The sequence below is a fragment of the Enterobacter sp. E12 genome, assembly GCF_014596715.2.
Classification (GTDB): Bacteria; Pseudomonadota; Gammaproteobacteria; order Enterobacterales; family Enterobacteriaceae; genus Enterobacter; species Enterobacter bugandensis.
In genome coordinates this window covers 2,549,787-2,574,603 of the sequence record NZ_CP115601.1, presented here as the reverse complement: position 1 = coordinate 2,574,603, position 24,817 = coordinate 2,549,787, and the positions used below count along the sequence as shown (strand labels likewise).

The window sequence follows — 24,817 nt, the reverse complement described above, 5'->3', positions numbered from 1 at the left end:
TCCCCGGAAGGGCTAACGACATTTCATCCCTTTCCCTCACTTTCTTTGCGGCAGCTCACATTACTGCACAGAGCTGCTTTGTAATTGCGTTTTTCAGCCTCCCGGTTCGTTGACAGATATTTTTCAGGGGAGTAGATTGCCCTTCGTGGGACCGCTACCATGGAAAATAATGTGAACGCAAAAATTAAAAAACTTATCAATCATATTTACGGTGAATCATTTTCTGAAGCACATTTTAAAGTGTTATTAACAAAGCTTGAACAAGCTGCTGTTGATATTACAGAAAAGCGTAAATCAGGCTGGGATGAAAAAGACGTTGTTCTGATCACCTACGCCGATCAGTTCTCCGCGAAAGGGGAGAAAGCGTTGCCGGTATTTACCCGCTTTTATAATGAGTGGCTTGCTCGCACGTTTTCCCATGTCCACCTTTTACCTTTTTATCCGTGGTCCTCTGATGACGGATTTTCCGTTATTGATTACCACAACGTTGCGCCTGAAACCGGGACCTGGCAAGACGTTGCTGATTTAAAACAGTCTGCCAGCTTAATGTTTGATTTCGTCTGCAACCATATGTCAGCAAAAAGTGAATGGTTTGCTAATTATCTTGCGCAGAAACCTGGCTACGAAGATTTCTTTATTGCTGTCGATCCTGAAACTGATTTATCTGCGGTGACGCGTCCTCGCGCATTACCGTTGCTGACGCCATTTACGCTGCATGATGGCAGCGTGCGTCATCTTTGGACCACCTTCAGCGATGACCAGATCGATCTCAACTTCGCCTCGTCTCAGGTGCTGATTGCGATGGTTGACGTGCTGCTCCATTACCTGGCGGAAGGGGCGCGTTATATCCGTCTGGACGCCGTCGGATTTATGTGGAAGATCCCTGGAACAAGCTGTATCCATCTGGAACAGACTCACTGCCTTATCCAGCTTTTCCGTGCTATTACCGAGGCCGTGGCGCCGGGTACCGTGATCATTACTGAGACGAACGTTCCGCATAAGGACAATATCTCTTATTTCGGTGACGGTGAAAATGAAGCGCAGATGGTCTACCAGTTCTCCTTGCCGCCGCTGGTGCTGCATGCTGTGCACCGTCAGGATGTTAACGCTCTCTGTCAGTGGGCGGGATCGCTGGCGCTGCCTTCAACAAAAACGACCTGGTTCAATTTCCTGGCGTCTCATGACGGTATCGGTCTGAACCCACTGCGCGGCATTCTGCCGGAATCAGAAATCCTCGCACTGGTTGAGAAACTTCAGCAGGAAGGGGCGCTGGTCAACTGGAAAAATAATCCTGACGGTACGCGCAGTCCTTACGAAATTAATGTGACCTATCTTGACGCGTTAAGCGCGCAAAACAGTTCAGATGATGAACGCATTGCGCGCTTTATTCTGGCGCATGCGGTGCTGTTAAGTTTCCCAGGTGTACCTGCCGTGTATATTCAAAGTATTCTTGGCTCCCGTAACGATTATGAAGGGGTCGAGCGCCTTGGCTATAACCGCGCGATAAACCGCAAGAAATATACCGCCGGTCAGGTTGATCTCGAACTTAATAATAAAAATAGCATTCGTCATAAAATTTATTCCCGTTTAAGCGAGTTTATTACAATTCGTCGTGGCGAAAGTGCGTTTCACCCTGATGCCACGGCATTTTTTGAATCACTGGATGAACAAATTCTTAAAATTGTTCGCGTGGCTGAAAACGGTGAAAGAATTACAGCCCTGTTTAATTTTAGTAATAACGTTCATACCGTTTATGGGGACACGCTTACTGGTATGGAATTACTATCAGGACAAGCTGTTAGCGGTAAAGAGCTGACCCTCAATCCATGGCAGGTTATGTGGATTAAAGAAAACTAAAAAGGACCCTAAAATGAAAATGCCCAAAATTGTGCTGTTATCAGCACTGGTTTCGTGCGCCCTGTTATCAGGCTGTAAAGATGATAAAGCGTCTGCTGTGACTATTGAGTTCATGCACTCGTCAGTAGAGCAGGAGCGCCAGGCGGTTATTACGAAACTGATCGAAAAATTCGAGAAAGAAAACCCCGGCATTACGGTGAAGCAGGTGCCGGTGGAAGAAGATGCCTACAACACCAAAGTGATTACGCTCGCCAGAACGGGCGCGCTGCCTGAAGTGATTGAAGTCAGCCATGATTACGCGAAAGTCATGGATAAGGAACAATTGCTGGATCGCAAGGCTATCGGTGAAGCCATTGAAGCGGTAGGCGAAAAGACCTTCTATGACGGGATCCTGCGCGTTGTGCGTACTGAAGACGGCACAGCCTGGACGGGGGTGCCGATGAGCGCCTGGCTGTCCGGCATCTGGTATCACAAAGATGTGCTTGCCGCTGCGGGTATTCAGGAACCGCATAACTGGGAACAGCTGCTGAAAGCCAGCCAGAAGCTTAACGACCCGGCCAACAAACATTACGGTATTGCGCTGCCCACCGCGGAAAGCGTCATGACCGAGCAGGCGTTCTCCCAGTTTGCGCTTTCCGGCGGCGCGAACGTTTTTGATGCCAACGGAAACGTTGAAATTGACACCCCTGAAATGGCGAAAGCGCTGGCGTTCTATAAAGCGCTGGCCGCGACCACCATGCCGGGCTCGAACGACGTCATGGAGATCAAAGATGCCTTCATGAACGGTTCTGCACCGATGGCCGTCTATTCCACCTACATCCTGCCGGCGGTATTCCAGGATGGTAACCCTGCCAACCTTGGCTTCGTTGTCCCGACAGAAAAGTCCTCTGCCGTTTATGGCATGGTCACATCGTTGACGATCACCAGCGGACAAACCGAAGAAGAAACGCAAGCGGCTGAAAAGTTTGTGACGTGGATGGAGCAGGCTCAAAACGCAACCGACTGGGTCATGATGTCGCCGGGCGCGGCGCTGCCGGTGAACACGCTGGTCGTAGGAACGGATACCTGGAAAAACAACGAGGTGATTAAAGCGTTTGGGCAACTGCCTTATGAACTGATCGCCCAATTCCCGAACGTACAGGTGTTTGGTGCTGTCGGCGACAAAAACTTCACGCGCATGGGCGATGTGACAGGGTCCGGCATTATCAGCTCCATGGTGCATAACGTCACCGTGGGTAAACAAGATCTCAGCGCAACGCTTAGCAAGAGCCAGACGCGACTGACTGACCTGATTTCACAACGATAGGAGCGCTCTGCGGAAGGAAATTATGAAGACGTTGTTTTCTGGTCGTTCAGATATGCCTTTCGCCATGCTGCTGTTGGCCCCCAGCCTGATTTTGCTGGGGGGCCTGGTGGCCTGGCCAATGATTTCCAATATTGAAATCAGTTTCTTACGCCTGCCGCTTAACCCGCGTATTGATGCGGTGTTTGTTGGCCTGGATAACTACATCCGCATTCTGGGGGATGCTGCGTTCTGGCACTCGCTGTGGATGACGTTCTGGTATACGGCGCTGGTCGTGCTCGGCAGCACCGGGCTGGGGCTTGCCGTCGCCATCTTCTTTAACCGTGAGTTTCGTCTCCGGAAGACGGCGCGTTCGCTGGTGATTTTATCCTACGTGACGCCATCTATTTCCCTGGTATTTGCCTGGAAATACATGTTCAACAACGGCTACGGCATTGTGAACTATCTGGGCGTCGATCTGCTGCATCTGTATGACCAGGCGCCGCTCTGGTTCGATAACCCTGGCAGCAGCTTCGTGCTGGTGGTGCTGTTCGCCATCTGGCGCTACTTCCCGTATGCCTTTATCTCATTCCTGGCGATTTTGCAGACCATTGATAAATCGCTGTATGAAGCGGCAGAGATGGACGGAGCCAACGCCTGGCAGCGTTTCCGTATCGTCACGTTGCCCGCCATCATGCCTGTACTGGCAACGGTGGTGACGCTACGAACCATCTGGATGTTCTACATGTTTGCGGATGTTTATCTGCTGACCACGAAGGTCGATATTCTGGGCGTGTATCTCTATAAAACTGCCTTTGCATTCAACGATCTGGGCAAAGCAGCCGCCATTTCTGTTGTGCTGTTTGTGATCATCTTCGCCGTCATTCTGCTGACCAGAAAAAGGGTAAACCTCAATGGCAACAAATAAACGCATACTGGGCCGTATTGGTTTCTATCTGGGGCTGGCGGTATTTCTGATTATCACGCTGTTCCCGTTCTTCGTGATGCTGATGACGTCATTCAAGAGCGCGAAAGAGGCCATATCGCTGAATCCGACTATTCTGCCGCAGGCGTGGACGCTTCAGCATTACGTTGACATCTTTAACCCGCTAATTTTCCCGTTCGTGGATTATTTCCGCAACAGCATGGTGGTGTCGCTGACGTCATCGGTAATTGCGGTGTTTCTCGGCACGCTGGGCGCTTACGCCTTGTCCAAGCTGCGTTTTAAAGGACGCGCGACGATCAACGCGAGCTTCTACACCGTCTATATGTTCTCCGGGATTTTGCTGGTGGTGCCGCTGTTCAAAATCATCACCGCGCTCGGCATTTACGACACTGAACTGGCGCTCATCATCACCATGGTGACCCAGACGTTGCCTACGGCGGTATTCATGCTGCGCAGCTATTTCGACACCATTCCGGACGAAATAGAAGAGGCCGCGATGATGGATGGTCTGAACCGCCTGCAAATCATCTTCCGCATTACCGTGCCGCTGGCCATTTCCGGTCTCGTGTCGGTGTTTGTTTACTGCTTCATGGTGGCATGGAACGACTACCTGTTTGCCTCCATTTTCCTGTCCAGCGCCAGCAACTTTACCCTGCCGGTCGGGCTGAACACGCTCTTTAGTACGCCAGATTATATCTGGGGTCGCATGATGGCGGCATCGCTGGTGACGGCGCTTCCGGTGGTCATCATGTACGCACTCTCTGAACGTTTTATTAAAAGTGGTTTGACCGCCGGTGGCGTCAAGGGCTAAGGCGGCCAATTTTTTATCAGGAGCAAGTTATGAAGAAGTTAGTTGCGACAGCGCCACGCGTAGCGGCGCTGGTGGAGTATGAAGACCGTGCTGTGGAAGCACATGAAGTGAAAATTCGCGCCCGCTTTGGCGCCCCGAAGCACGGAACGGAAGTCGTGGATTTCCGCGCGGCAAGCCCGTTTATTGATGAAGAGTTCAACGCAGAGTGGCAGATGTTCACGCCGCGTGAAGAGGGCGCTGCGCGCGGTATCGAATTCGGTAAGTTCCAGCTGGGCAACATGATCGTTGGCGACATTATTGAATGCGGTGCAGACGTAACGGAATACCAGATCGGCGACAGCGTCTGCTGCTACGGCCCGCTGCAGGAGACGGTCATCGTAAACGCGGTGAACAACTATAAGCTGCGTAAAATGCCGCAGGGCGCGTCCTGGAAGAATGCCGTTTGCTACGATCCGGCGCAGTTCGCCATGAGCGGCGTGCGTGATGCCAACGTCCGTGTGGGTGACTTTGTTGTCGTAGTCGGTCTGGGAGCCATCGGACAGATTGCGATTCAGCTGGCGAAAAAAGCCGGTGCGTCAGTGGTTATCGGAGTTGATCCGATTGAACACCGCTGTGAGATCGCTCGCCGTCACGGCGCGGACCACTGCCTGAATCCAATCGGTACCGATGTCGGTCTGGAAATCAAAAAGCTGACCGGGAAGCAGGGCGCGGACGTGATCATCGAAACCAGCGGCTTTGCGGATGCGCTGCAGTCCGCGCTGCGCGGGCTCGCCTACGGCGGCACCATCTCCTACGTGGCCTTCGCCAAACCGTTTGCGGCAGGCTTCAACCTGGGCCGCGAAGCGCACTTCAACAACGCGAAGATTGTCTTCTCCCGCGCCTGCAGTGAACCGAACCCGGACTATCCCCGCTGGAGCCGCAAGCGTATCGAAGAGACCTGCTGGGAATTGCTGATGAACGGTTATCTGAACTGTGAAGATCTGATCGACCCGGTCGTGACCTTCACCACCAGCCCGGAAAGCTATATGAAGTATGTCGATCAGCATCCGGAACTCAGTATCAAAATGGGCGTCACTTTTTAAGCTAAGGACAGCAAATCATGAAGATCGCAACACAAAACCAGGCCTTTTTCCCGACCAACATCATGGAAAAATTCGAGTACATCAAAGCGATGGGTTTTGATGGCTACGAAATTGACGGACGTCTGCTGGTGGAAAATCTCGACGACGTGAAAGCCGCTATCAAAGCCACGGGCCTGCCGGTGACGACAGCATGTGGCGGGTACGATGGCTGGATCGGTGATTTCATCGAAGAACGCCGTCTGAACGGATTACAGCAGATCGAACGCATTCTGGAAGCGCTGGCGGAAGTCGGCGGAAAGGGCATTATCGTGCCTGCGGCCTGGGGCATGTTTACCTTCCGTCTGCCGCCAATGACCTCTCCACGCAGCCTGGACGGTGACCGCAAAGCCGTAAGCGCCTCGCTGCGCTGGCTTGATGAGGTGGCCGCGCGCACCGGCACCACCGTCTACCTGGAGCCGCTGAACCGCTACCAGGATCATATGATCAACACCCTGGCAGACGCGCGTCGTTATATCGAAGAGAACGGCCTGAAACACGTGCAGATCATCGGTGATTTCTATCACATGAACATTGAAGAAGACTCGCTGACGGACGCGCTGCATCAGAACCGCGATCTGCTGGGTCATGTTCACATTGCAGATAACCACCGCTATCAGCCGGGCAGCGGCAGCCTCGATTTCGCCAGCCTGTTCGATCAGCTGCGTGCCGATAACTATCAGGGATACGTAGTGTATGAATGCCGTGTTCGCGCCGAGGATCCGGCTAAGGCTTATCAGGACTCTCTCACTTATTTGCGTGAATGCTAAGGATGACGAGCGTGATGAGTGCTTCTACACCTTCGCCTCTGCGCGTCGCCATTATTGGCGCCGGGCAGGTCGCGGACAAAGTGCATGCCTCGTATTACGCCACGCGCAGTGATGTTCAAATGGTGGCTGTCATGGACAGCCGCCTTGAGCAGGCACAGGCGTTCGCGGAACGTTATGCTATTCCATCGGCATGGCAGGACGCTCACGAGATGTTGCAGGCAGTAAAACCGGATGTGGTGAGCGTCTGTTCGCCCAACCGATTCCATTTTGAACACGTGATGGCGTCGCTCGAGGCGGGTTGCCATGTGATGTGTGAAAAGCCCCCGGCGATGACCCCGCAGCAGGCTGATGAGATGCGCATCGCGGCGCGCAAGGCAGGAAAAGTTCTGGCCTATGATTTTCACCATCGCTTTGCCATGGATACCCAACTGCTGCGCGATGCGGTAATGAACGGAACGCTCGGTGAAGTTTACTTTACCTCAGCGCAGGCGCTGCGTCGCTGCGGTGTACCGGGGTGGGGCGTTTTTACCAACAAATCGCTACAGGGCGGTGGACCGCTGATTGATATCGGCATTCATATGCTCGACGCCGCAATGTATGTCCTGGGTTTCCCGGCGGTAAAACGGGTGACTGCGCACAGCTTCCAGAGGCTGGGAAACCGTAAAAGCACCGGTCAGTTTGGCGAGTGGGATCCTGCGCAATTTACCGTGGAAGATGCGCTGTTTGGCACGATTGAATTCTGCAACGGCGGCATTTTGCGTCTGGACACCTCCTTTGTGCTTAACATTCGCGAGCAGTCGATCATGAACGTCTCTTTCTGCGGTGAAAAGGCGGGTGCAACGCTGTTCCCGGCGCACATCTACAACGACGAAGCCGGTGTTTTAGAAACCCTTACCCAGCGCGAAGAGGCGGACGATCAGCGCCATCTGCGCAGCATGGATGCCTTTGTACGTCACGTGCTGGGAGAGCCCGTGATGATTGCCGATGCAGAACAGGGACTGGTAATTCAGCAGCTTGTTGGCGCGCTTTATGAATCCGCAGAAACAGGGGAAAGCGTAACACTATGCTGAACGTGTCTGTATTAACCGATCCGGGCTTTTGTCCACACAGCCTGAATAAATACGCCTCCATCATGGCATGCGGCAATGGCTACATGGGCATTCGCGCCGCGCATGAAGAAGACTACACCCAGCAGACCAGAGGCATGTATCTCGCTGGGCTGTATCATCGCGCGGGGCGCAACGAGACCACAGAGCTGGTCAATCTGCCGGATATCACCGGTATTGATGTAGAGCTGGACGGCGTCAATTTCACGCTCCTTTCAGGGGAAATCCTTGAGTGGCAGCGCGAGCTGGCCTTCGCAAACGGCGAACTGCATCGCAACGTTGTCTGGCGTTCACCCAACGGCAAACGCTATCGGCTTGAGAGTCGTCGATTTGTGTCGCTGGACCAGTTGCCATTAGTGGCTATGCAGCTCTCGATCACGCCCCTTGATGGCGCCACGCAGGCGGTGCTGAAAACCGGCATCGACGCAACGCAAACGAACAGCGGCAGACAGCATCTGGATGAAATCTCGGTCAGGGTCTTTGATCAGCACTATATGCAGGGGGTGTATGAAACGCAGGATCGGGCGTCGGAGGTTGTTATTTCGGCGTTTTGTCAGCTCTCCGCTAAGAGCGACAGCTGTTTCACCGCCAAAAATCGGCGTCTCAGCGTACATCATTCACTGACCATTGCTCAGGGTGACACTGTCACGCTTGAAAAGATCGTCTGGGTGACGCATCGCAGCGATAAAGCGCTGTCACAGGAGTCTTTTGCGCGCAACGCGCTGGCCGATCTCAAAGTTTCTGCCGCAAGAGGTTACGACGCATTGCTTGAAAGCTCAGCGTATGCCTGGAAAGAGGTCTGGCGTGATGCCCGGGTGGAAGTGACTTCCGCAGAGCAACAGGATCAGATGGCGCTGGATTATGCGGTCTGGCACCTGACCACGATGACGCCTGCCCATGATGAGCGAAGCAGTATCGCTGCGAAGGGGCTGACGGGAGAGGGGTATAAAGGCCACGTCTTCTGGGATACCGAAATTTTCCTGCTGCCTTTCCATCTGTTTACCCGCCCGCAGGTTGCCCGCAGCCTGCTGCGCTATCGCTGGCTCAATCTGGCTGGCGCACGGGAAAAAGCCCGTCGTAACGGCTGGCCGGGCGCGTTGTTCCCATGGGAAAGCGCCGCAAGCGGAGAGGAAGAGACGCCGGAGTTCGCGGCAATCAACATCCGCACCGGGGTACGCCAGAAGGTGGCTTCCGCACTTGCTGAGCATCACATCGTGGCTGATATTGCCTGGGCCGTCGTTGCGTACTGGCAGGCGACGCATGATGACGCCTTTATGCGTAACGAAGGCCTGACGCTGCTGATGGAAACGGCTTTGTTCTGGATGGGACGCGCAACGGACGTCAATGGTCGTCTGGAAATCCATGATGTGATCGGACCGGACGAATACACCGAGCACGTGAACAACAACGCTTACACCAACTATCTGGCCTGGCACAACGTTGCCTGCGCGCGCCAGTTTATGGCGATGTTTGGGCGTGAGGATGAGCGTTTTACGGAGAATGCCGCGCAGTTCCTGGCGCGCTTATGGCTACCGGAGGCCGATGCAGACGGTGTGATCCCGCAGGATGATACCTTCATGGCAAAACCGGCCATCGATCTGAGCCGCTACAAAGCCAAAGCGGGTAAGCAGACGATTCTGCTCGATTATTCCCGCGCGGAAGTGAACGAGATGCAGATCCTGAAGCAGGCCGATGTGGTGATGCTTAACTACCTGCTGCCAGAACGGTTTACGCCACGGCAATGCGCCGCCAATCTGGCGTTCTATGAGCCACGCACGATCCATGATTCGTCCCTGAGCAAGGCCATTCACGGGATTGTGCTCGCGCGCTGCGGTGACACGCAGGGGGCCTATGCCTTCTGGCGCGATGGCATCGCCATTGATTTGGGCGACGATCCGCACAGCAGCGATGAGGGCATTCATGCCGCGGCAACCGGTGCGATCTGGTCTGGCGCAATTCAGGGATTTGCTGGCCTGCAAATCATTGAAGGGGAACTGCATCTCGCGCCAAAACTGCCTGCTCATTGGCAGAAACTCGCTTTCCCGCTGCGGTGGCGGAACGCAGCAATGCACTTCACGTATGAGAACGAGGTGTTAACCATTGAAACCACGGCGCCTGCCACGCTGACGCTGTGGGGCAAAACGCTGCATGTATCGGAGCGAAAAGTTTGCGCCTGGAAGGACTTTTCTGTATCCGCATCTGGGACCGCTACCACGGAGGGGCGCCATGACGCTTAAGGCTGTTGTATTCGATTTGGACGGTGTGATCACCGATACCGCGCATCTTCACTTTCTGGCCTGGCGTGCCGTGGCGGAGGAAATTGGCATTACCTTCGACGAAGTGTTTAACGAACAGCTTAAGGGGATAAGCCGCATGGATTCCCTCCAGCGCATTCTGAAGCACGGCGGAAAAGAGGGGATGTTTAGCGAGGAGCAATGCCTGGCGCTTGCGACGAAAAAAAATGCGCTTTACGTCCAGTCGCTGGCATCACTGACGCAGGATTCTCTGCTGCCGGGGATCCGCAACGTGCTGGCGGAGATCCGTGCCGCGAAGGTCAAGATTGGGCTGGCATCCGTATCGCTCAATGCCCCAGGGATTTTGCACGCGCTGGGCATTCATCAGGCCTTCGATTTTTGCGCTGATGCTTCCCGCATTTGCCGTTCAAAGCCTGACCCGGAGATCTTCCTTGCGGCCTGTGCGGGGCTGAACGTGCGTCCTGAAGAGGCGATTGGCATTGAAGATGCCGCTGCGGGTATTGAAGCAATCAACGCCGCAGGAATGCTGTCGGTCGGGATTGGGCCTGGCCTTAACCATGCGGGATTACAACTTCATTCAACGCGGGAACTGACCTGGAAATGCCTGACAGAATTCTGGGCGTCCCGGGCGTATTGATAAGGAATAAATTATGGCTCAACTTTCTCTGAAACATATTCAGAAAATCTATGATAACCAGGTCCACGTGGTTAAGGATTTCAACCTCGAAATTGAAGACAAAGAGTTTATTGTTTTCGTCGGTCCGTCGGGCTGCGGTAAATCCACGACGCTGCGAATGATTGCCGGTCTTGAGGAGATCAGCGCGGGTGAACTGATTATCGACGGCGTGTGCATGAATGACGTGCCTGCCAAATCGCGTGATATCGCAATGGTATTCCAGAACTATGCGCTTTATCCGCATATGACGGTCTACGACAACATGGCGTTTGGCCTGAAAATGCAAAAAATAGCGCCCGCGGTGATTGAAGAACGCGTGAACTGGGCGGCGCAGATTTTAGGGTTACGCGAATACCTGAAGCGTAAACCTGGCGCTTTATCGGGTGGTCAGCGCCAGCGCGTGGCGCTGGGCAGGGCGATCGTGCGCGAAGCGGGCGTCTTCCTGATGGATGAGCCGTTATCCAACCTCGATGCCAAGCTTCGCGTGCAGATGCGTGCCGAAATCAGCAAGCTTCACCAGAAGCTTAACACCACCATGATCTATGTTACGCACGACCAGACGGAAGCCATGACGATGGCGACCCGCATCGTGATCCTGAAAGACGGCATCATTCAGCAGGTGGGTGCGCCGAAGCAGGTATACAACGAGCCGGCCAATATGTTTGTTGCAGGGTTCATTGGCTCTCCGGCAATGAACTTCATTCGTGGCGCTATCGACGATCGCTATTTCGTAACGGAAACGCTGCGTCTGGAGATCCCTGAGGACAAGCTGGCTGAGTTGAATGCGCAAGGTTACCAGCGTAAAGCGGTCGTCTTCGGGATCCGTCCGGAAGACATTCTTACCCTGCAGAGCAGCGGAGAAGATATCGCGGCGAAAGTCAGCGTCGCTGAGCTTACCGGTGCCGAATTTATGCTTTATGCCACCGTGGGCGGACATGAACTGGTTGTCCGCGCAGGCGCGGCCAATGACTACGTAGCCGGAGATACTATCGGCATTCAGTTCGATATGAATAAGTGCCATTTCTTCGACGCCGATACCGAAGCGGCTATTAGATAAGAAAGGTGTTTGCCGGAAATGCAAATTTCCGGTTTTTTTGTTTGTTAATTATAAAGGGAATATTTAATGAGTACTCTACTAAGAAGTGCTGCGCTCGTTCTGTGCGCAGGGGTTAGCTGCGCGCAAGCAACAGAACCCGCAAAGCAGTGGGCGTTTAATATCGGGGCAATGTATGAAATTGAAAACGTCGAAGGTCAGGGCGACGATAAAGATGGATTATATGAACCCTCCGTATGGTTTAATGCAACATGGGATGCCTGGACAATCTCTCTGGCAATGTATCAGGAAGGGCCGGTTGATTATAGCAGCATGACGCGTGGCACCTATTTCGATCGCCCGGAATTTGAATTGCGCTATCGCTTTATCGGCACCGATGATTTTACGTTCGGTCTGACCGGTGGCTTCCGCAATTATGGTTATCACTTTAAAGATGAACACGGTGCCAAAGACGGCAGCGCTAATATGCAGCGCTACAAAGTTCAGCCTGACTGGGATATTAAATTAACTGACGACTGGCGCTTTGGCGGCTGGTTTGCCATGTATCAGTTTGCCAACGATCTGGATAAAACCGGTTATTCTGACAGCCGCGTCGAGACCGAAACCGGTTTTACCTGGACCATCAACGAAACGTTCTCTGCGAAAGTAAATTATTATTTAGAGCGCGGCTTCAATATGGACAGCTCACGTAATAACGGCGAGTTTTCTACCCAGGAAATTCGTGCCTACCTGCCGATTTCGTTAGGCCAGACGACGTTAACGCCTTATACCCGTCTGGGACTCGATCGCTGGTCAAACTGGGACTGGCAGGACGATCCTGAGCGTGAAGGACATGATTTCAACCGTCTGGGTATGCTGTACGCCTATGATTTTAACAACGGTTTATCCATGACGCTGGAATATGCCTACGAATGGGAAAACCATGACGAAGGTGAGAGCGATCGCTTCCACTACGCGGGTGTCGGCGTGAACTACGCGTTCTGATCATGATTTACCAGGGGCGATTGCCCCTGGTTTTTAGCGCAAGGACGCCGCATCCGAAAAATGCGTATCAACCAAAATCTTATGCGGCGCAGGTTTACCCGCAATACGCTTGAACAACACGTTGCAGCTCTCTTCGCCGAGCTTTCTTGTCGGAATATCAAACCCGCCTGGCGCAGGGGTTAAAACGAGAGACAGCATCGGATCGCTGTAGCCTGCCATAACAACCTGCTCGGGAACCATCAGATTTAACTCATCCGCTGCACGATATAGACCCAACAATTTCATACTGTCAGTAGCAAAAACGGCATTGGGCGGGTTGTCAGACGAGAGTAATTTGCAGGCTGCCTGGAGCGCGCTTTCATGGGTATATCCGCCATCAATAACCCAGTCCGGGTTAATGGCGATACCCTGCTTCTCAAGGCTGGATTTATAACCCGCAAGGCGATCGATAGAAACGTGATAATCGAGCGGGGCATGCAGACAGGCAATTTTTGTTCGCCCATGTTTAATAAACGAATCGACCAGAATAGCGCTGTCGTGAAAATTGTCCGTATCAACAGAATAAATATTCTGGAACTTTCCTTCTACTTTTCCAATAACCACCACGGGCACACCGTATTCGTCCAGCGTGGTGAAAAAAGATTCGTTTGCGGGTGAACTGAGCATGATGATCCCTTTGATCATCTTCTGCTTTATTTTTCCCACGCACTTCTGCAGATCGTCCTCACTGCTTTTCGAGGTTTGTAAAATAACGTCAAACCCTTCCTCTTCCGCTTTTGCCGTAATGGCGTGAAGAACATCGGAGAAAAAAGGGTTACCGGCAGTAGTTTTGGTCGAGCGGGTCGAAATAACCATAATGGCATCAAAGCCAGAAGAGGTCAGGGCGCGGGCCAGTTTGTTGGGCTGATAATTTAATTCGTCTATCGCCTTAAGCACTTTGTCTCGCGCTTCAGGGGAAATATTCGTTTGTTTATTCAGAACGCGGGAAACGGTTGATTTCGATACGCCCGCAACCCGTGCGATATCATAGATGGTGGGTGACATACACCTTACTCACTCCGGACTGACAGCAATGTCGTTCATCTTACTGGAGAGAAAACGGCAATAGCAATAAATAAGAATTGATAATCAACGATCTGCCCCCATTTATTGTATTCTGAAGCCATACATTCCTGGCTTCCGGGCAATGAAGGATGGCGATGAAGCGATTTAAGAACGAACTCAATTCACTGGTGAACCGCGGCGTTGATCGACATCTGCGTCTGGCCGTTACCGGCCTGAGCCGCAGTGGTAAGACGGCGTTCATCACCGCGATGGTAAACCAGTTGCTGAACCTGCACGCCGGCGCGCGACTGCCGTTGCTCAGCGCCGTGCGCGAAGAGCGTCTGCTGGGCGTTAAGCGCGTCCCTCAGCGTGATTTTGGCATACCGCGTTTTACCTACGACGAAGGGCTGACGCAGCTTTACGGCGATCCGCCCGCGTGGCCGACGCCAACGCGAGGCGTCAGTGAAATTCGCCTTGCGCTGCGCTTTCGTTCTAATGAATCGCTGATACGTCACTTTAAGGATACCTCAACCCTGTATCTGGAAATCGTCGATTATCCCGGCGAATGGCTGCTCGACCTGCCGATGCTGGCGCAGGACTACCTCAGCTGGTCCCGCCAGATGACGGGCTTGTTGCAAGGGCAACGCGCAGAGTGGTCAACGAAATGGCGACAGCTGTGCGAGGGCCTTGATCCGCTGGCACCTGCGGATGAAAACCGTCTGGCGACCATTGCTGAAGCCTGGACGGACTATCTGCATCAGTGCAAACAGAAAGGGCTGCACTTCATCCAGCCGGGCCGTTTTGTCTTGCCGGGTGATTTAGCAGGCGCGCCCGCGCTGCAGTTCTTCCCGTGGCCGGATGTGGACGGCGCAGGCGAGTCGAAGCTGGCACAGGCCGACAAACACACGAATGCCGGCATGCTGCGCGAGCGTTACAATTATTACTGCGAAAAGGTGGTCAAAGGTTTTTATAAAAACCACTTTTTACGTTTCGACCGCCAGATTGTGCTGGTGGATTGCCTGCAGCCGCTCAACAGCGGGCCGCAGGCATTTAACGATATGCGCCTCGCGCTGACGCAGCTGATGCAGAGTTTCCACTACGGGCAGCGGACGCTGTTTCGTCGTCTGTTCTCACCGGTGATCGACAAGCTACTGTTTGCGGCCACAAAAGCCGATCACGTTACGGTCGATCAGCACGCCAACATGGTTTCTCTGCTGCAGCAGCTGGTGCAGGACGCCTGGCAAAACGCCGCGTTTGAAGGCATCAGTATGGATTGTCTTGGGCTCGCATCGGTGCAGGCGACCCAAAGCGGCCTGATTGACCTTAACGGCGAGAAAATACCAGCATTACGCGGGAATCGACTCAGTGACGGCGAGCCGCTTACCGTCTATCCCGGCGAAGTGCCCGCGCGGCTGCCGGGCCAGGCCTTCTGGCAGAGCCAGGGCTTTCAGTTTGAAGCCTTCCGCCCTCAGACCATGAGCGTCGATCGGCCGTTACCGCACATCCGTCTGGATGCGGCGCTGGAGTTTTTGATTGGAGATAAACTGCGATGACGGAACCGTTAAAACCGCGCATAGACTTTACCGGAACGCTTGAGCCCGAGCGTCAGGACGCCTTTAAAACGGCGCAGACGTTCAGCGGCGCGCAGGCGGAGAACTTTGCCCCGGCGCTGCCGGACGATCCCGTCGTCGAGGAAGGTCCGGCGGAGGCGGTCGTGGAAGCCGCTCTGCGTCCTAAACGCAGCCTGTGGCGCAAGATGGTCACCGCCGGTCTGGCGCTGTTTGGCGTCAGCGTGGTCGGGCAGGGCGTGCAGTGGGCGATGAACGCCTGGCAAACCCAGGACTGGGTTGCGCTGGGAGGATGTGCCGCGGGCGCGCTCATCGTGGGGGCGGGCGTCGGGTCGGTTGCCACCGAGTGGCGCCGCCTCTGGCGTTTGCGACAGCGTGCGCACGAGCGCGATGAAGCGCGGGATATCCTCCACAGCCACGGCACTGGCAAAGGCCGCGCCTTCTGTGAAAAACTGGCCAGCCAGGCCGGTATCGATCAGTCGCATCCGGCGCTCCAGCGCTGGTACGCCGCCATCCATGAAACCCAGAACGACCGGGAGGTGGTCACGCTCTATTCCCATATGGTTCAGCCGGTGCTGGATGCCCAGGCGCGGCGTGAGATTAGCCGCTCGGCGGCGGAATCCACGCTGATGATTGCCGTCAGCCCGCTGGCGCTGGTGGATATGGCCTTTATCGCCTGGCGTAACCTGCGCCTCATCAACCGTATCGCGAACCTTTACGGCATAGAGCTGGGTTACTACAGCCGGCTCAGGCTGTTCAAACTGGTCCTGCTCAATATCGCCTTTGCGGGCGCGAGCGAGCTGGTGCGCGAAGTGGGAATGGACTGGATGTCGCAGGATCTGGCGGCGCGTCTTTCAGCCCGTGCAGCCCAGGGCATTGGCGCGGGCTTGCTGACGGCGCGTTTGGGTATCAAAGCGATGGAGGTGTGCCGTCCGCTGCCGTGGATTGATGGCGATAAGCCGCGGCTGGGGGATTTCAGGCGTGAACTGATCGGTCAGCTGAAGGAAACGCTCAATAAAAAACCGTCTCCTTAAGGCTTTGTTCACTAATCGTGCTGGCTGTCAATATTTGTTGACAGCCATCTTCCGGTTCACCGAGTTCTGACATATCATTTTAACGTTATTGGCTTAAAACGGTGAATTTCCCATGCGTCTTGAAGTCTTCTGTGAAGACCGTCTCGGTCTTACCCGCGAATTACTCGATCTTCTTGTTTTACGTAGCATTGATTTACGTGGCATTGAGATCGATCCTGTCGGGCGAATTTACCTCAATTTTGCCGAAATTGAATTTAACACCTTCAGCAGCCTGATGGCGGAAATCCGCCGTATCGCTGGCGTTACGGATGTACGCACCATCCCCTGGATGCCCTCCGAACGTGAGCACCTCGCCCTGAGCGCGCTGCTTGAAGCGATGCCCGAGCCGTTCCTCTCTTTGGATCTGAAAAGTAAAGTCGAGCGCGTTAACCACGCGAGCTGCCAGCTTTTCGTGCAGAGCCAGGAGAAGCTCAGCAGCCACCACGCCGCGCAGCTGATCCCCGGTTTTAACTTCCAGCGCTGGCTGGACAGCAACCCGCAGAATACACACAGCGAGCATGTGGTGATTAACGGGCAGAATTTCCTGATGGAGATCACACCGGTCTATCTGAAAGGAGAAGGAAATAGTCGCGTATTGACCGGGGCGGTGATCATGCTGCGCTCGACGCTACGCATGGGGCGCCAGCTGCAAAACCTCTCCAGCCAGGACGTTGGCGCATTCAGCCAGATTATTGCCGTCAGCCCGAAAATGCGCCACGTGGTTGACCAGGCGCGCAAGCTTGCCAGCCTTACCGCGCCGCTGCTGATCACCGGCGATACCGGTACCGGGAAAGATCTGCTGGCGCACGCCGTGCACCTGGCAAGCCCGCGTGCGGCAAAACCGTATCTGGCGCTTAACTGTGCCTCTATTCCAGAAGATGCCGTCGAAAGCGAGCTGTTTGGACACGCGCCGGAAGGCAAGAAAGGGTTCTTCGAGCAGGCCAACGGCGGCTCCGTGCTGCTGGACGAGATCGGCGAAATGTCGCCGCGTATGCAGGCTAAACTGCTGCGTTTCCTGAACGACGGTACCTTCCGCCGCGTCGGTGAGGATCACGAAGTGCATGTGGACGTGCGCGTCATTTGCGCCACCCAGAAGAACCTGGTGGAGCTGGTGCAAAAGGGGATTTTCCGCGAAGATCTCTATTACCGCCTCAACGTCCTGACGCTGAACATTCCACCGCTGCGCGATTGTCCGCAGGACATCATGCCGCTCACGGAGCTGTTTGTGGCCCGCTTTGCCGACGAGCAGGGCGTTCCACGTCCGAAACTGTCGGCAGATCTCGGCACGGTGTTAATGCGCTACGGCTGGCCGGGCAACATTCGTCAGCTTAAAAACGCCGTTTATCGCGCGCTGACCCAGCTGGAAGGGTATGAACTGCGCCCTCAGGACATTCTGTTGCCGGATTACGACGCCGGGACGGTATCGGTAGGCGAAGAGGCGATGGAAGGGTCGCTGGATGATATCACCAGCCGCTTCGAGCGCTCCGTGCTGACGCAGCTGTACCGCAGCTACCCCAGCACCCGCAAACTGGCAAAACGGCTTGGCGTCTCGCATACCGCGATTGCGAATAAGCTACGTGAGTATGGATTGAATCATAAGAAAGGTGACGAATAACAAAAAGCCTCTGTAAAGAGGCTTTTTTAATGCTTATTCCTTCGCCAGCGGCGTGGTCACGATCTCTGTTTTTGTCTCGCCCTGAATCGACGCAATCCTGCTTTCGACGTCCTTCACCTGCTGCGCGCTGTGTAGCAGGGTATAGGTCAGGTCAAATTGAGCGCTGGCGCCTGGTTGCAGCTGCTTAACCCGCTTCTGCTTGCGTTCAATGGTGACGGGGTAGGCGTAGCTGGTGCCTGGCTCAATCCCCGTGACATAGCCCTGTTTTGGCGTATCGGTATTTTTCCACAGGGTCAGCACGGGCAGCTGGCGGGTATCAAACTGAATTGACGCGCCTTTGTCACCGGCTTTATTCACCACCGCCGCGAGGGTTTCATGGTTGCTGTCCGCAAGCGGTTTGATGTTAAAGACCATCTCATCAAAGCCTTTTGTCGGCCCGGCGTAGGTTTGCCAGTCGTTAACGCCCGCTTTCGCGTAATCATTGAACGGGCTCACGCTTGCCGCCGGGGCAAGGAAGCGCGCGCCTTCTTCGAGGACAGGCGCCCCGAAGTTGCTGTGGTAGATGATCTGATAGTCATGAGGGTAATCGGCATGGTTCGTCAGAACGTCATGCAGGCTGAACTGGTTGGTTCCTGGAACGTAACGCAGTTCGGTCATGGTTTGCAGATCCGTTTTTTTAAAGGTGCTTTCTTTGATGAGACCGCGAATACGAATTTCATGCGGGGCAGCATCCGCAATTTCTACTTCCACCTGGGATGCCGGTGTATTCCCCGCCTTGCCATGCAGGGTGTAAATCTGGCCGTCAGCGGTGACCGGGTGCCCCGTCCATTCGTAGCCACAGCGGACCATCATCTCGTTGAAACCTTCCAGCCAGCCAAGTCCGTTTCGGCTTTCCAGATTAATATACGCCGGGTTAACGACCTCTTTAACGGGGGAGTTCCAGCCCAGCCTGGTGCCAAAGCCCTCCACATGCAGAAGGTTCATCCCGCGCGTCGGGCTTAAGGTGATGGTCAGGCCGTTTTTACTGCTAATAACGATCACTTTACTGCCTTCCTGTTTGCCGCCGTGCAACACTTTTTGCTCAATGCTGAACGTTCGATCGTTAATTTTCAGCTCATCGCTGGAAATCTTCCAGTTTCCTTTTTCCACGCTGCTTTCAGCGCTTGTCAGCACCCAGGTTTTTGCTGCGGCATGGCCCGAAACCAGTACCGAAAGGAGCGTTAAAGCCAGTTTTATTTTCATATTTATCCCTTTTTGCTGAAACGATTATTTAACTTCGTAAGCAAATCTAATGTTTTGGCGATAAGGGAAATGTGATACGCCTCACTGAGGGTAAATTCAGAGTTGTTTAACGATCAATATGCGGGTCTGATCGCTATTTTGCTGAAATATTGAAACTGAATTGCGTTAATTTTGTGACGCAAGCTCATTATTGCTTTAACGATTCAGCGAGGAATTAATAAAAAACCCCGCCATAGCGAGGTTTTGAAAAAGCGGTATAGAATGCTAAGTAATGGTTATGCTTTCAGCTTTTCCAGCGCGGCGGTGTAATCCGGCTCGGTAGTGATTTCATTAACCAGTTCGCTGAAGACGACAGTGTCGTTTTCATCAAGAACCAGTACCGCGCGTGCTGCCAGGCCTTTCAGAGGGCCTTCGGCGATGCTGACGCCGTAGTTTTCGAGGAAATCCGGGCTGCGCAGGGTGGAGAGGGTGATAACGTTGCTCAGGCCTTCAGCACCGCAGAAGCGCGACTGGGCGAACGGCAGGTCAGCAGAAATGCACAGCACAACGGTGTTGTCCATTTCAGTTGCCAGTTGGTTGAACTTACGCACGGATGCGGCGCAAACACCGGTATCAATGCTCGGGAAAATGTTCAGCACTTTGCGTTTGCCCGCAAACTGAGCCAGTGTGACGTCAGACAGATCTTTAGCCACCAGAGTAAAAGCCTGCGCTTTGCTGCCAGCCTGCGGAATGGAACCTGCAACAGCAACCGGGTTGCCCTGGAAATGAACGAGTTGTGACATAGATATCTTCCTGTTTACATATAGTTAACGTCGGGGCTAGTGTATGCCATCCGCGGATAACACGGCAAACCAAATTTTTTCGCCTTTCCGGGCTGCAAGGAGTCAGTGATGAGAAGCGTTAAGGTCTATGAAGAAGCCTGGCCATTGCACACCCCGTTTGTGATCTCCCGCGGCAGCCGAAGCGAAGCCAGCGTGGTGGTCGTTGAAATTGAAGAGGACGGTTTTAAAGGCGTAGGGGAGTGTACGCCTTACCCGCGCTATGGTGAAAGCCTCGCGTCAGTGATGGCGCATATCATGACGCTGGTGCCAGACCTGCAAACCGGGCTCACGCGCGAGGCATTACAGCATCGTTTGCCCGCCGGGGCCGCACGTAACGCCATTGATAGTGCGCTCTGGAGTCTGGAGGCGGCGAAACAGCAGCAACCCCTGACAGCATTGCTGGGCGTGGCGCTGCCGGAATCGGTGGCTACCGCGCAAACGGTAGTGATTGGCGAGCCGGAACAGATGGCCGCCAGCGCCAAAGCGCTTTTTGACGCCGGGGCCCGGCTGCTGAAGGTGAAGCTCGACGATCGTCTGATTAGCGAGCGGATGGTCGCCATTCGCGCGGCGGTACCCTCAGCCACGCTGATTGTTGATGCCAATGAATCATGGCATCCAGAAGGGCTGGCCGCCCGCTGTCAGCTGCTGGCCGACCTGGGGGTGGCTATGCTGGAGCAGCCTCTGCCAGCAAAAGATGACGCGGCGCTGAAGAACTTTATCCATCCGTTGCCCGTTTGTGCGGATGAAAGCTGTCACACCCGCGCGAGCTTGAGCGAGCTGCAGGGCCGCTACGAGATGATTAATATTAAGCTCGACAAGACCGGCGGGTTGACAGAGGCGCTAGCCCTGGCGGCAGAAGCCCGGGCGCAAGGTTTTTCACTGATGCTGGGCTGTATGCTCTGTACGTCCCGGGCAATCGGCGCGGCGCTACCGCTGGTCAATCAGGTCCGTTTCGCCGATCTGGACGGCCCGACGTGGCTGGCGGTTGACGTCTCTCCCGCGCTCCATTTTACCAGCGGCGTGCTTCATCTCTGAGGCTGCCAGCGTAAAAGATCCACCATGGCTTTTAAGTATTTTTCGCTGGCCTCGTCGGAGGAGATCGGCGGGAATTCAGCGGTTATGCAGGGCAGGCTCAAATCGGCGCACCAGCTACCGAAGGAGCCTGGCGTTTCATAGCCCACGCTGGTCACGAGCGGCAGGGCGAAAGCGTCTGCCAGCCACGCGCCAAGCTCGGAGTGACGCGGATCTTCAATACAGGCCAGCGGATCGTGGAAGGAGACCACCCACGCGGGATGGATCTTATGGATTAGCTGGCACAGCGCCTGGGTTTCCGGCTCTGAGCCCGGCTTATCTCCCGTTAGCAGAACCACATCACGCTCCTCGGCGGAGCTGTTCCAGCGATACACCGTTTCCCCGGCGCGCCAGTTTGCTGATGGAAAATTACGGTTTAAGTCAACGCCTCGCGCATTGGCGCGAAGACCCAGCTGGCAGCCGTCCGGGTTAACCGCCAGAATCACGTGATGACGTCGCAATGAAGGCGTCAGCGTCCGCAGTGCACATGAAAGCGTCACGATGGAGGAGTTTTCATCCCCGTGCGTGCCGGCAAGAATCAAGCCGCTTTCGCGGTCTGCGTCGGGGGCGGGGAACCAGATCAGCGATGCGCCTAAAAAGGAGCGGCCATATTGCTCAGCGCCCGGCGGAAAGGCGCCGCGTTCCGCTCTCGGTCGGGTGGTTGCCATACGAAATCCTGATAAAGAAGTCACTACTGGCAGTGTTGTGCAAAACCCGCTGTTAATCAAATAGTTTCCGTAATGGCAAAGAATTGCCTTAAATCACTATTCAGGCGTAAGTTATTTGCATTTCTCTTTGTCGAAACAAATAATTACGCATCTGCTTAATACCTGAATTCATTAAAGGGGATCTTATGAAGCATCCTGTTTCGCGTCTTTTTGCCGCACTGTGCCTGTGCGGGCTCTCTTCACTTTCTTTCGCAGCTGACGTGCCGCAGGGCACTGCGCTGGCGCAAAAACAAGAGCTGGTCAGGCATATTAAAGACGAGCCGGCTTCGCTGGACCCGGCGAAAGCCGTGGGGTTGCCAGAGATTCAGGTGATTCGCGATCTCTTTGAAGGCCTGGTTAATCAGAATGAGAAAGGGGAGCTGACGCCGGGCGTGGCGACACGCTGGCAGAGCAACGATAACCGTGTCTGGATGTTTACCTTACGCGATGACGCGAAATGGTCCGACGGCTCCCCTGTCACCGCCCAGGATTTTGTCTACAGCTGGCAGCGTCTGGTTGACCCGAAAACCACCTCTCCGTTTGCCTGGTTTGCCGCGCTGGCGGGAATTAATAACGCGCAGGCCATTATTGACGGCAAAGCCGCGCCCGATACGCTGGGTGTGACGGCGGTGGACGCCAGAACGTTACGCGTTCAGCTGGACAAACCGCTGCCGTGGTTCAGCAACCTGACGGCGAACTTTGCCTTCTATCCAGTACAAAAAGCTAACGTCGAAAGCGGTAAAGAGTGGACACGGCCGGGCGCGCTGGTGGGGAACGGGGCTTACGTTCTGAAGGACCGCGTGGTGAATGAAAAACTGGTTGTGGTGCCCAATACGCACTACTGGGACAATGCCAAAACGGTACTGCAGAAGGTGACCTTCGTGCCGATTAATCAGGAATCGTCGGCGACCAAACGCTACCTGGCAGGGGATATGGATATTACCGAATCGTTCCCAAAAAACATGTATCAGAAGCTCATGAAGGACATTCCGGGGCAGGTTTATACGCCGCCTCAGTTGGGAACGTATTACTATGCGTTTAACACGCAAAAGGGCCCAACTGCCGATGCCCGCGTCCGTCTTGCGCTGAGCATGACTATCGACCGTCGCATTATGGCGGAAAAGGTGTTAGGCACGGGAGAGAAACCCGCCTGGCACTTCACCCCAGACGTGACGGCAGGGTTCACTCCGGACGCCTCGCCGTTTGAGCAGATGTCGCAGCAGGAGCTGAACGCCCAGGCCAAAACCTTGCTGCAGGCTGCAGGATACGGTCCTCAGCGCCCGCTAAAGCTGAACCTGCTGTATAACACTTCGGAAAACCACCAGAAAATCGCTATTGCGGTGGCCTCCATGTGGAAGAAAAATCTCGGTGTGGATGTCAAACTGCAAAACCAGGAGTGGAAAACCTATATCGATAGCCGTAATACCGGTAACTTTGATGTGATCCGCGCTTCATGGGTGGGCGATTACAACGAGCCATCAACGTTCCTGTCATTGTTGACCTCCACTCACAGCGGCAATATCTCCCGCTTTAATGACCCTGCCTACGATAAGATCGTCCAGCAGGCGACGCTGGAAACCACCGCGAAGGCGCGCAATGCGGACTACAACATGGCGGAGAAAATCCTTATGGAGAAGGCGCCCATCGCGCCAATTTATCAGTACACTAACGGTCGTCTGATTAAGCCCTGGGTGAAGGGCTACCCCATCAATAACCCGGAAGACGTGGCATATAGCCGGACGATATATATTGAAAAGCACTAATCAGTACCGGTTGCCTGTTAACGCAAGGTAACCACGGCTAAACCAAAAGCTGGCGCGGCTGACAGCGCCAGTTTTCATTAGCGTTCTGAAAGGTGATGTCCTCAAATGACGGTTTTTAGCCATGACGATATATCCTGGGTCGGCAGATTATTCTGTACATTCCAGGTATCTTTCATCGGCCACCATACACCGTCTCCCCTGGCGAAGGCCGTGCGATAGCCTGTCATCGTATCATCCGGTTTCAAACGCAGCTCATCCAGTAACGCAGAGAGGGGTAATACGTCTTTAGTGAACGTTTGGCCGGTCACACGTTCAACGGTTTCTGCCAGTTTTCCGTATGAGGTTGTTTCACCTGCGACAAATATCACTTCATTTACGATCCGCGGCTGATGCAAATAAATTTCGGTGGTGAGTCGGCCAATATCCGCAGGTGATGTCACGGTGACCTGTGTGTCCCATCCTCCGAGCGCATTAATGGTTTTTTCGGATAAATTCACCACATCAAATGCCGGTTCGAAGAGAAAACTGGTAAACATGCCGGTTGAAACAATCACCCATTCCGTCGCGTTCTGTTCCCGCAGTAGCGTCCTGACATCATACTGCTCGTCCCAGACGGGCTGACCGCTCCCTTTGCCTACCACATCGTAATTCACGCCAAACTGCCAGGGAAAATAGCGTTTAACGCGAGCCTCCAGTACCGCGCGAGTAATCTTTATCTGTGTTCCCGCGCCAGCGACAAACCCCATGCAGTTGATAACAGTATCAAAATCCGCGAAGTGGTTTTTTAACGCGTCAATCGTGCTGGCAGCGACATCTACAGAGATAAATTTGGCCCCTGCATCAGCCAGTTTTTGATGCGTTTCGGACTGAAGCTTACCCCGGCTGTCCCTGGCGCCGGGCGATACGATAACGGAGACAGCGCCGTCGCGCTGCGTGACTGCCGGAACCAGATACTCCAGCACGGCAGCGCCCAATTGTCCTGCACCAAGCACTAATACTTTTTCGCCTGTCGTGATATCACGTTCTTTCATACTGAGCCTCTCTTTGTTAAATC

The 24,817-nt window shown here is 54.3% G+C and carries 21 protein-coding genes; 16 read left to right on the top strand and 5 right to left on the bottom strand.

Annotation, left to right across the window (positions count from 1 at the left end):
- The first annotated feature begins 159 nt into the window (after positions 1–159).
- The 11 genes from IB212_RS12270 to IB212_RS12220 all read left to right on the top strand — a co-directional run bounded on the left by IB212_RS12270 (position 160) and on the right by IB212_RS12220 (position 12,859).
- A complete protein-coding gene (locus IB212_RS12270; RefSeq protein ID WP_188245579.1) occupies positions 160–1,857 on the top strand; it encodes a sugar phosphorylase in 1,698 nt (565 codons plus the stop codon).
- Positions 1,858–1,870: 13 nt separating this feature from the next.
- Positions 1,871–3,163: an ABC transporter substrate-binding protein gene (locus tag IB212_RS12265; protein ID WP_041909679.1), complete on the top strand. Its 1,293-nt coding sequence runs from the start codon at positions 1,871–1,873 to the stop codon at positions 3,161–3,163.
- A 22-nt stretch (positions 3,164–3,185) separates the two neighbouring features.
- Positions 3,186–4,067 (top strand): carbohydrate ABC transporter permease, encoded by an 882-nt coding sequence (locus tag IB212_RS12260; protein ID WP_028013373.1) that lies wholly within the window; start codon positions 3,186–3,188, stop codon positions 4,065–4,067.
- Positions 4,054–4,896 carry a carbohydrate ABC transporter permease gene (locus IB212_RS12255; RefSeq protein ID WP_028013372.1) on the top strand — a complete coding sequence of 281 codons (843 nt, stop codon included), beginning with the start codon at positions 4,054–4,056 and terminating at the stop codon, positions 4,894–4,896. The genes IB212_RS12260 and IB212_RS12255 overlap by 14 nt, the downstream gene beginning before the upstream one ends.
- Before the next feature lie 29 nt (positions 4,897–4,925).
- Positions 4,926–5,978, top strand: a complete 1,053-nt coding sequence (locus IB212_RS12250; RefSeq protein ID WP_041909681.1) for a zinc-binding alcohol dehydrogenase — start codon at positions 4,926–4,928, stop codon at positions 5,976–5,978.
- A 17-nt stretch (positions 5,979–5,995) separates the two neighbouring features.
- Positions 5,996–6,784, top strand: a complete 789-nt coding sequence (locus IB212_RS12245; protein ID WP_041909683.1) for a sugar phosphate isomerase/epimerase — start codon at positions 5,996–5,998, stop codon at positions 6,782–6,784.
- A gap of 11 nt (positions 6,785–6,795) precedes the next feature.
- Positions 6,796–7,854, top strand: a complete 1,059-nt coding sequence (locus IB212_RS12240) for a Gfo/Idh/MocA family protein (RefSeq protein WP_155963351.1) — start codon at positions 6,796–6,798, stop codon at positions 7,852–7,854.
- Positions 7,848–10,127: a glycoside hydrolase family 65 protein gene (locus tag IB212_RS12235; RefSeq protein ID WP_041909685.1), complete on the top strand. Its 2,280-nt coding sequence runs from the start codon at positions 7,848–7,850 to the stop codon at positions 10,125–10,127. The genes IB212_RS12240 and IB212_RS12235 overlap by 7 nt, the downstream gene beginning before the upstream one ends.
- Positions 10,117–10,782 carry a beta-phosphoglucomutase gene (pgmB, locus tag IB212_RS12230; RefSeq protein ID WP_041909687.1) on the top strand — a complete coding sequence of 222 codons (666 nt, stop codon included), beginning with the start codon at positions 10,117–10,119 and terminating at the stop codon, positions 10,780–10,782. The genes IB212_RS12235 and pgmB overlap by 11 nt, the downstream gene beginning before the upstream one ends.
- A 13-nt stretch (positions 10,783–10,795) precedes the next feature.
- Entirely contained in the window at positions 10,796–11,878 is a 1,083-nt protein-coding gene (locus tag IB212_RS12225; protein WP_041909689.1) for an ABC transporter ATP-binding protein, read from the top strand.
- Between the two features lie 66 nt (positions 11,879–11,944).
- Positions 11,945–12,859 carry an OmpG family monomeric porin gene (locus IB212_RS12220; RefSeq protein WP_041909692.1) on the top strand — a complete coding sequence of 305 codons (915 nt, stop codon included), beginning with the start codon at positions 11,945–11,947 and terminating at the stop codon, positions 12,857–12,859.
- Between the two features lie 33 nt (positions 12,860–12,892).
- Here IB212_RS12220 and IB212_RS12215 read toward each other — a convergent pair whose 3' ends face one another.
- Complete coding sequence (locus IB212_RS12215; RefSeq protein ID WP_041909694.1) at positions 12,893–13,903, bottom strand: LacI family DNA-binding transcriptional regulator; 1,011 nt, start codon at positions 13,901–13,903, stop codon at positions 12,893–12,895.
- A 155-nt stretch (positions 13,904–14,058) separates the two neighbouring features.
- Here IB212_RS12215 and IB212_RS12210 point away from each other — a divergent pair, with 155 nt between their 5' ends.
- The 3 genes from IB212_RS12210 (at position 14,059) to tyrR (ending at position 18,159) form a co-directional block, all read left to right on the top strand.
- Positions 14,059–15,456, top strand: coding sequence for a YcjX family protein (locus IB212_RS12210; protein ID WP_041909696.1), 1,398 nt, complete (start codon positions 14,059–14,061; stop codon positions 15,454–15,456).
- Complete coding sequence (locus tag IB212_RS12205; protein WP_041909698.1) at positions 15,453–16,505, top strand: YcjF family protein; 1,053 nt, start codon at positions 15,453–15,455, stop codon at positions 16,503–16,505. Before IB212_RS12210 ends, IB212_RS12205 begins: the two co-directional genes overlap by 4 nt.
- A gap of 112 nt (positions 16,506–16,617) precedes the next feature.
- A complete protein-coding gene (tyrR, locus tag IB212_RS12200) occupies positions 16,618–18,159 on the top strand; it encodes a transcriptional regulator TyrR (protein WP_041909700.1) in 1,542 nt (513 codons plus the stop codon).
- 33 nt (positions 18,160–18,192) lie between these two features.
- Here tyrR and IB212_RS12195 read toward each other — a convergent pair whose 3' ends face one another.
- Entirely contained in the window at positions 18,193–19,401 is a 1,209-nt protein-coding gene (locus tag IB212_RS12195) for an aldose 1-epimerase family protein (RefSeq protein WP_188245580.1), read from the bottom strand.
- Positions 19,402–19,676: 275 nt separating this feature from the next.
- A complete protein-coding gene (tpx, locus tag IB212_RS12190) occupies positions 19,677–20,183 on the bottom strand; it encodes a thiol peroxidase (protein WP_041909703.1) in 507 nt (168 codons plus the stop codon).
- A gap of 108 nt (positions 20,184–20,291) precedes the next feature.
- Between tpx and ycjG the strand changes: the two genes are divergently transcribed.
- Positions 20,292–21,257 carry an L-Ala-D/L-Glu epimerase gene (gene ycjG, locus IB212_RS12185; RefSeq protein WP_060571754.1) on the top strand — a complete coding sequence of 322 codons (966 nt, stop codon included), beginning with the start codon at positions 20,292–20,294 and terminating at the stop codon, positions 21,255–21,257.
- On the opposite strand, the gene mpaA is transcribed toward ycjG, so the two are convergent.
- Positions 21,248–21,961 (bottom strand): murein tripeptide amidase MpaA, encoded by a 714-nt coding sequence (gene mpaA / locus IB212_RS12180; RefSeq protein ID WP_028013357.1) that lies wholly within the window; start codon positions 21,959–21,961, stop codon positions 21,248–21,250. The genes ycjG and mpaA overlap by 10 nt on opposite strands.
- Before the next feature lie 185 nt (positions 21,962–22,146).
- Between mpaA and IB212_RS12175 the strand changes: the two genes are divergently transcribed.
- The gene (locus IB212_RS12175) at positions 22,147–23,763 is read left to right on the top strand and encodes an ABC transporter substrate-binding protein (protein ID WP_188245581.1); all 1,617 of its coding nucleotides are present in this window, start codon (positions 22,147–22,149) and stop codon (positions 23,761–23,763) included.
- 101 nt (positions 23,764–23,864) lie between these two features.
- On the opposite strand, the gene IB212_RS12170 is transcribed toward IB212_RS12175, so the two are convergent.
- Positions 23,865–24,794 carry an aromatic alcohol reductase gene (locus IB212_RS12170; protein WP_188245582.1) on the bottom strand — a complete coding sequence of 310 codons (930 nt, stop codon included), beginning with the start codon at positions 24,792–24,794 and terminating at the stop codon, positions 23,865–23,867.
- Between the last annotated feature and the right edge of the window lie 23 nt (positions 24,795–24,817).

Excerpts from the sequence above, each read along its gene's own strand:
- IB212_RS12270 (WP_188245579.1), top strand. The coding sequence starts at position 160 with ATGGAAAATAATGTGAACGCAAAAATTAAAAAACTTATCAATCATATT.
- IB212_RS12265 (WP_041909679.1), top strand. The coding sequence starts at position 1,871 with ATGAAAATGCCCAAAATTGTGCTGTTATCAGCACTGGTTTCGTGCGCC.
- IB212_RS12260 (WP_028013373.1), top strand. The coding sequence starts at position 3,186 with ATGAAGACGTTGTTTTCTGGTCGTTCAGATATGCCTTTCGCCATGCTG.
- IB212_RS12255 (WP_028013372.1), top strand. The coding sequence starts at position 4,054 with ATGGCAACAAATAAACGCATACTGGGCCGTATTGGTTTCTATCTGGGG.
- IB212_RS12250 (WP_041909681.1), top strand. The coding sequence starts at position 4,926 with ATGAAGAAGTTAGTTGCGACAGCGCCACGCGTAGCGGCGCTGGTGGAG.
- IB212_RS12245 (WP_041909683.1), top strand. The coding sequence starts at position 5,996 with ATGAAGATCGCAACACAAAACCAGGCCTTTTTCCCGACCAACATCATG.
- IB212_RS12235 (WP_041909685.1), top strand. The coding sequence starts at position 7,848 with ATGCTGAACGTGTCTGTATTAACCGATCCGGGCTTTTGTCCACACAGC.
- pgmB (WP_041909687.1), top strand. The coding sequence starts at position 10,117 with ATGACGCTTAAGGCTGTTGTATTCGATTTGGACGGTGTGATCACCGAT.
- IB212_RS12225 (WP_041909689.1), top strand. The coding sequence starts at position 10,796 with ATGGCTCAACTTTCTCTGAAACATATTCAGAAAATCTATGATAACCAG.
- IB212_RS12220 (WP_041909692.1), top strand. The coding sequence starts at position 11,945 with ATGAGTACTCTACTAAGAAGTGCTGCGCTCGTTCTGTGCGCAGGGGTT.
- IB212_RS12215 (WP_041909694.1), bottom strand. The coding sequence starts at position 13,903 with ATGTCACCCACCATCTATGATATCGCACGGGTTGCGGGCGTATCGAAA.
- IB212_RS12210 (WP_041909696.1), top strand. The coding sequence starts at position 14,059 with ATGAAGCGATTTAAGAACGAACTCAATTCACTGGTGAACCGCGGCGTT.
- IB212_RS12205 (WP_041909698.1), top strand. The coding sequence starts at position 15,453 with ATGACGGAACCGTTAAAACCGCGCATAGACTTTACCGGAACGCTTGAG.
- tyrR (WP_041909700.1), top strand. The coding sequence starts at position 16,618 with ATGCGTCTTGAAGTCTTCTGTGAAGACCGTCTCGGTCTTACCCGCGAA.
- IB212_RS12195 (WP_188245580.1), bottom strand. The coding sequence starts at position 19,401 with ATGAAAATAAAACTGGCTTTAACGCTCCTTTCGGTACTGGTTTCGGGC.
- tpx (WP_041909703.1), bottom strand. The coding sequence starts at position 20,183 with ATGTCACAACTCGTTCATTTCCAGGGCAACCCGGTTGCTGTTGCAGGT.
- ycjG (WP_060571754.1), top strand. The coding sequence starts at position 20,292 with ATGAGAAGCGTTAAGGTCTATGAAGAAGCCTGGCCATTGCACACCCCG.
- mpaA (WP_028013357.1), bottom strand. The coding sequence starts at position 21,961 with ATGGCAACCACCCGACCGAGAGCGGAACGCGGCGCCTTTCCGCCGGGC.
- IB212_RS12175 (WP_188245581.1), top strand. The coding sequence starts at position 22,147 with ATGAAGCATCCTGTTTCGCGTCTTTTTGCCGCACTGTGCCTGTGCGGG.
- IB212_RS12170 (WP_188245582.1), bottom strand. The coding sequence starts at position 24,794 with ATGAAAGAACGTGATATCACGACAGGCGAAAAAGTATTAGTGCTTGGT.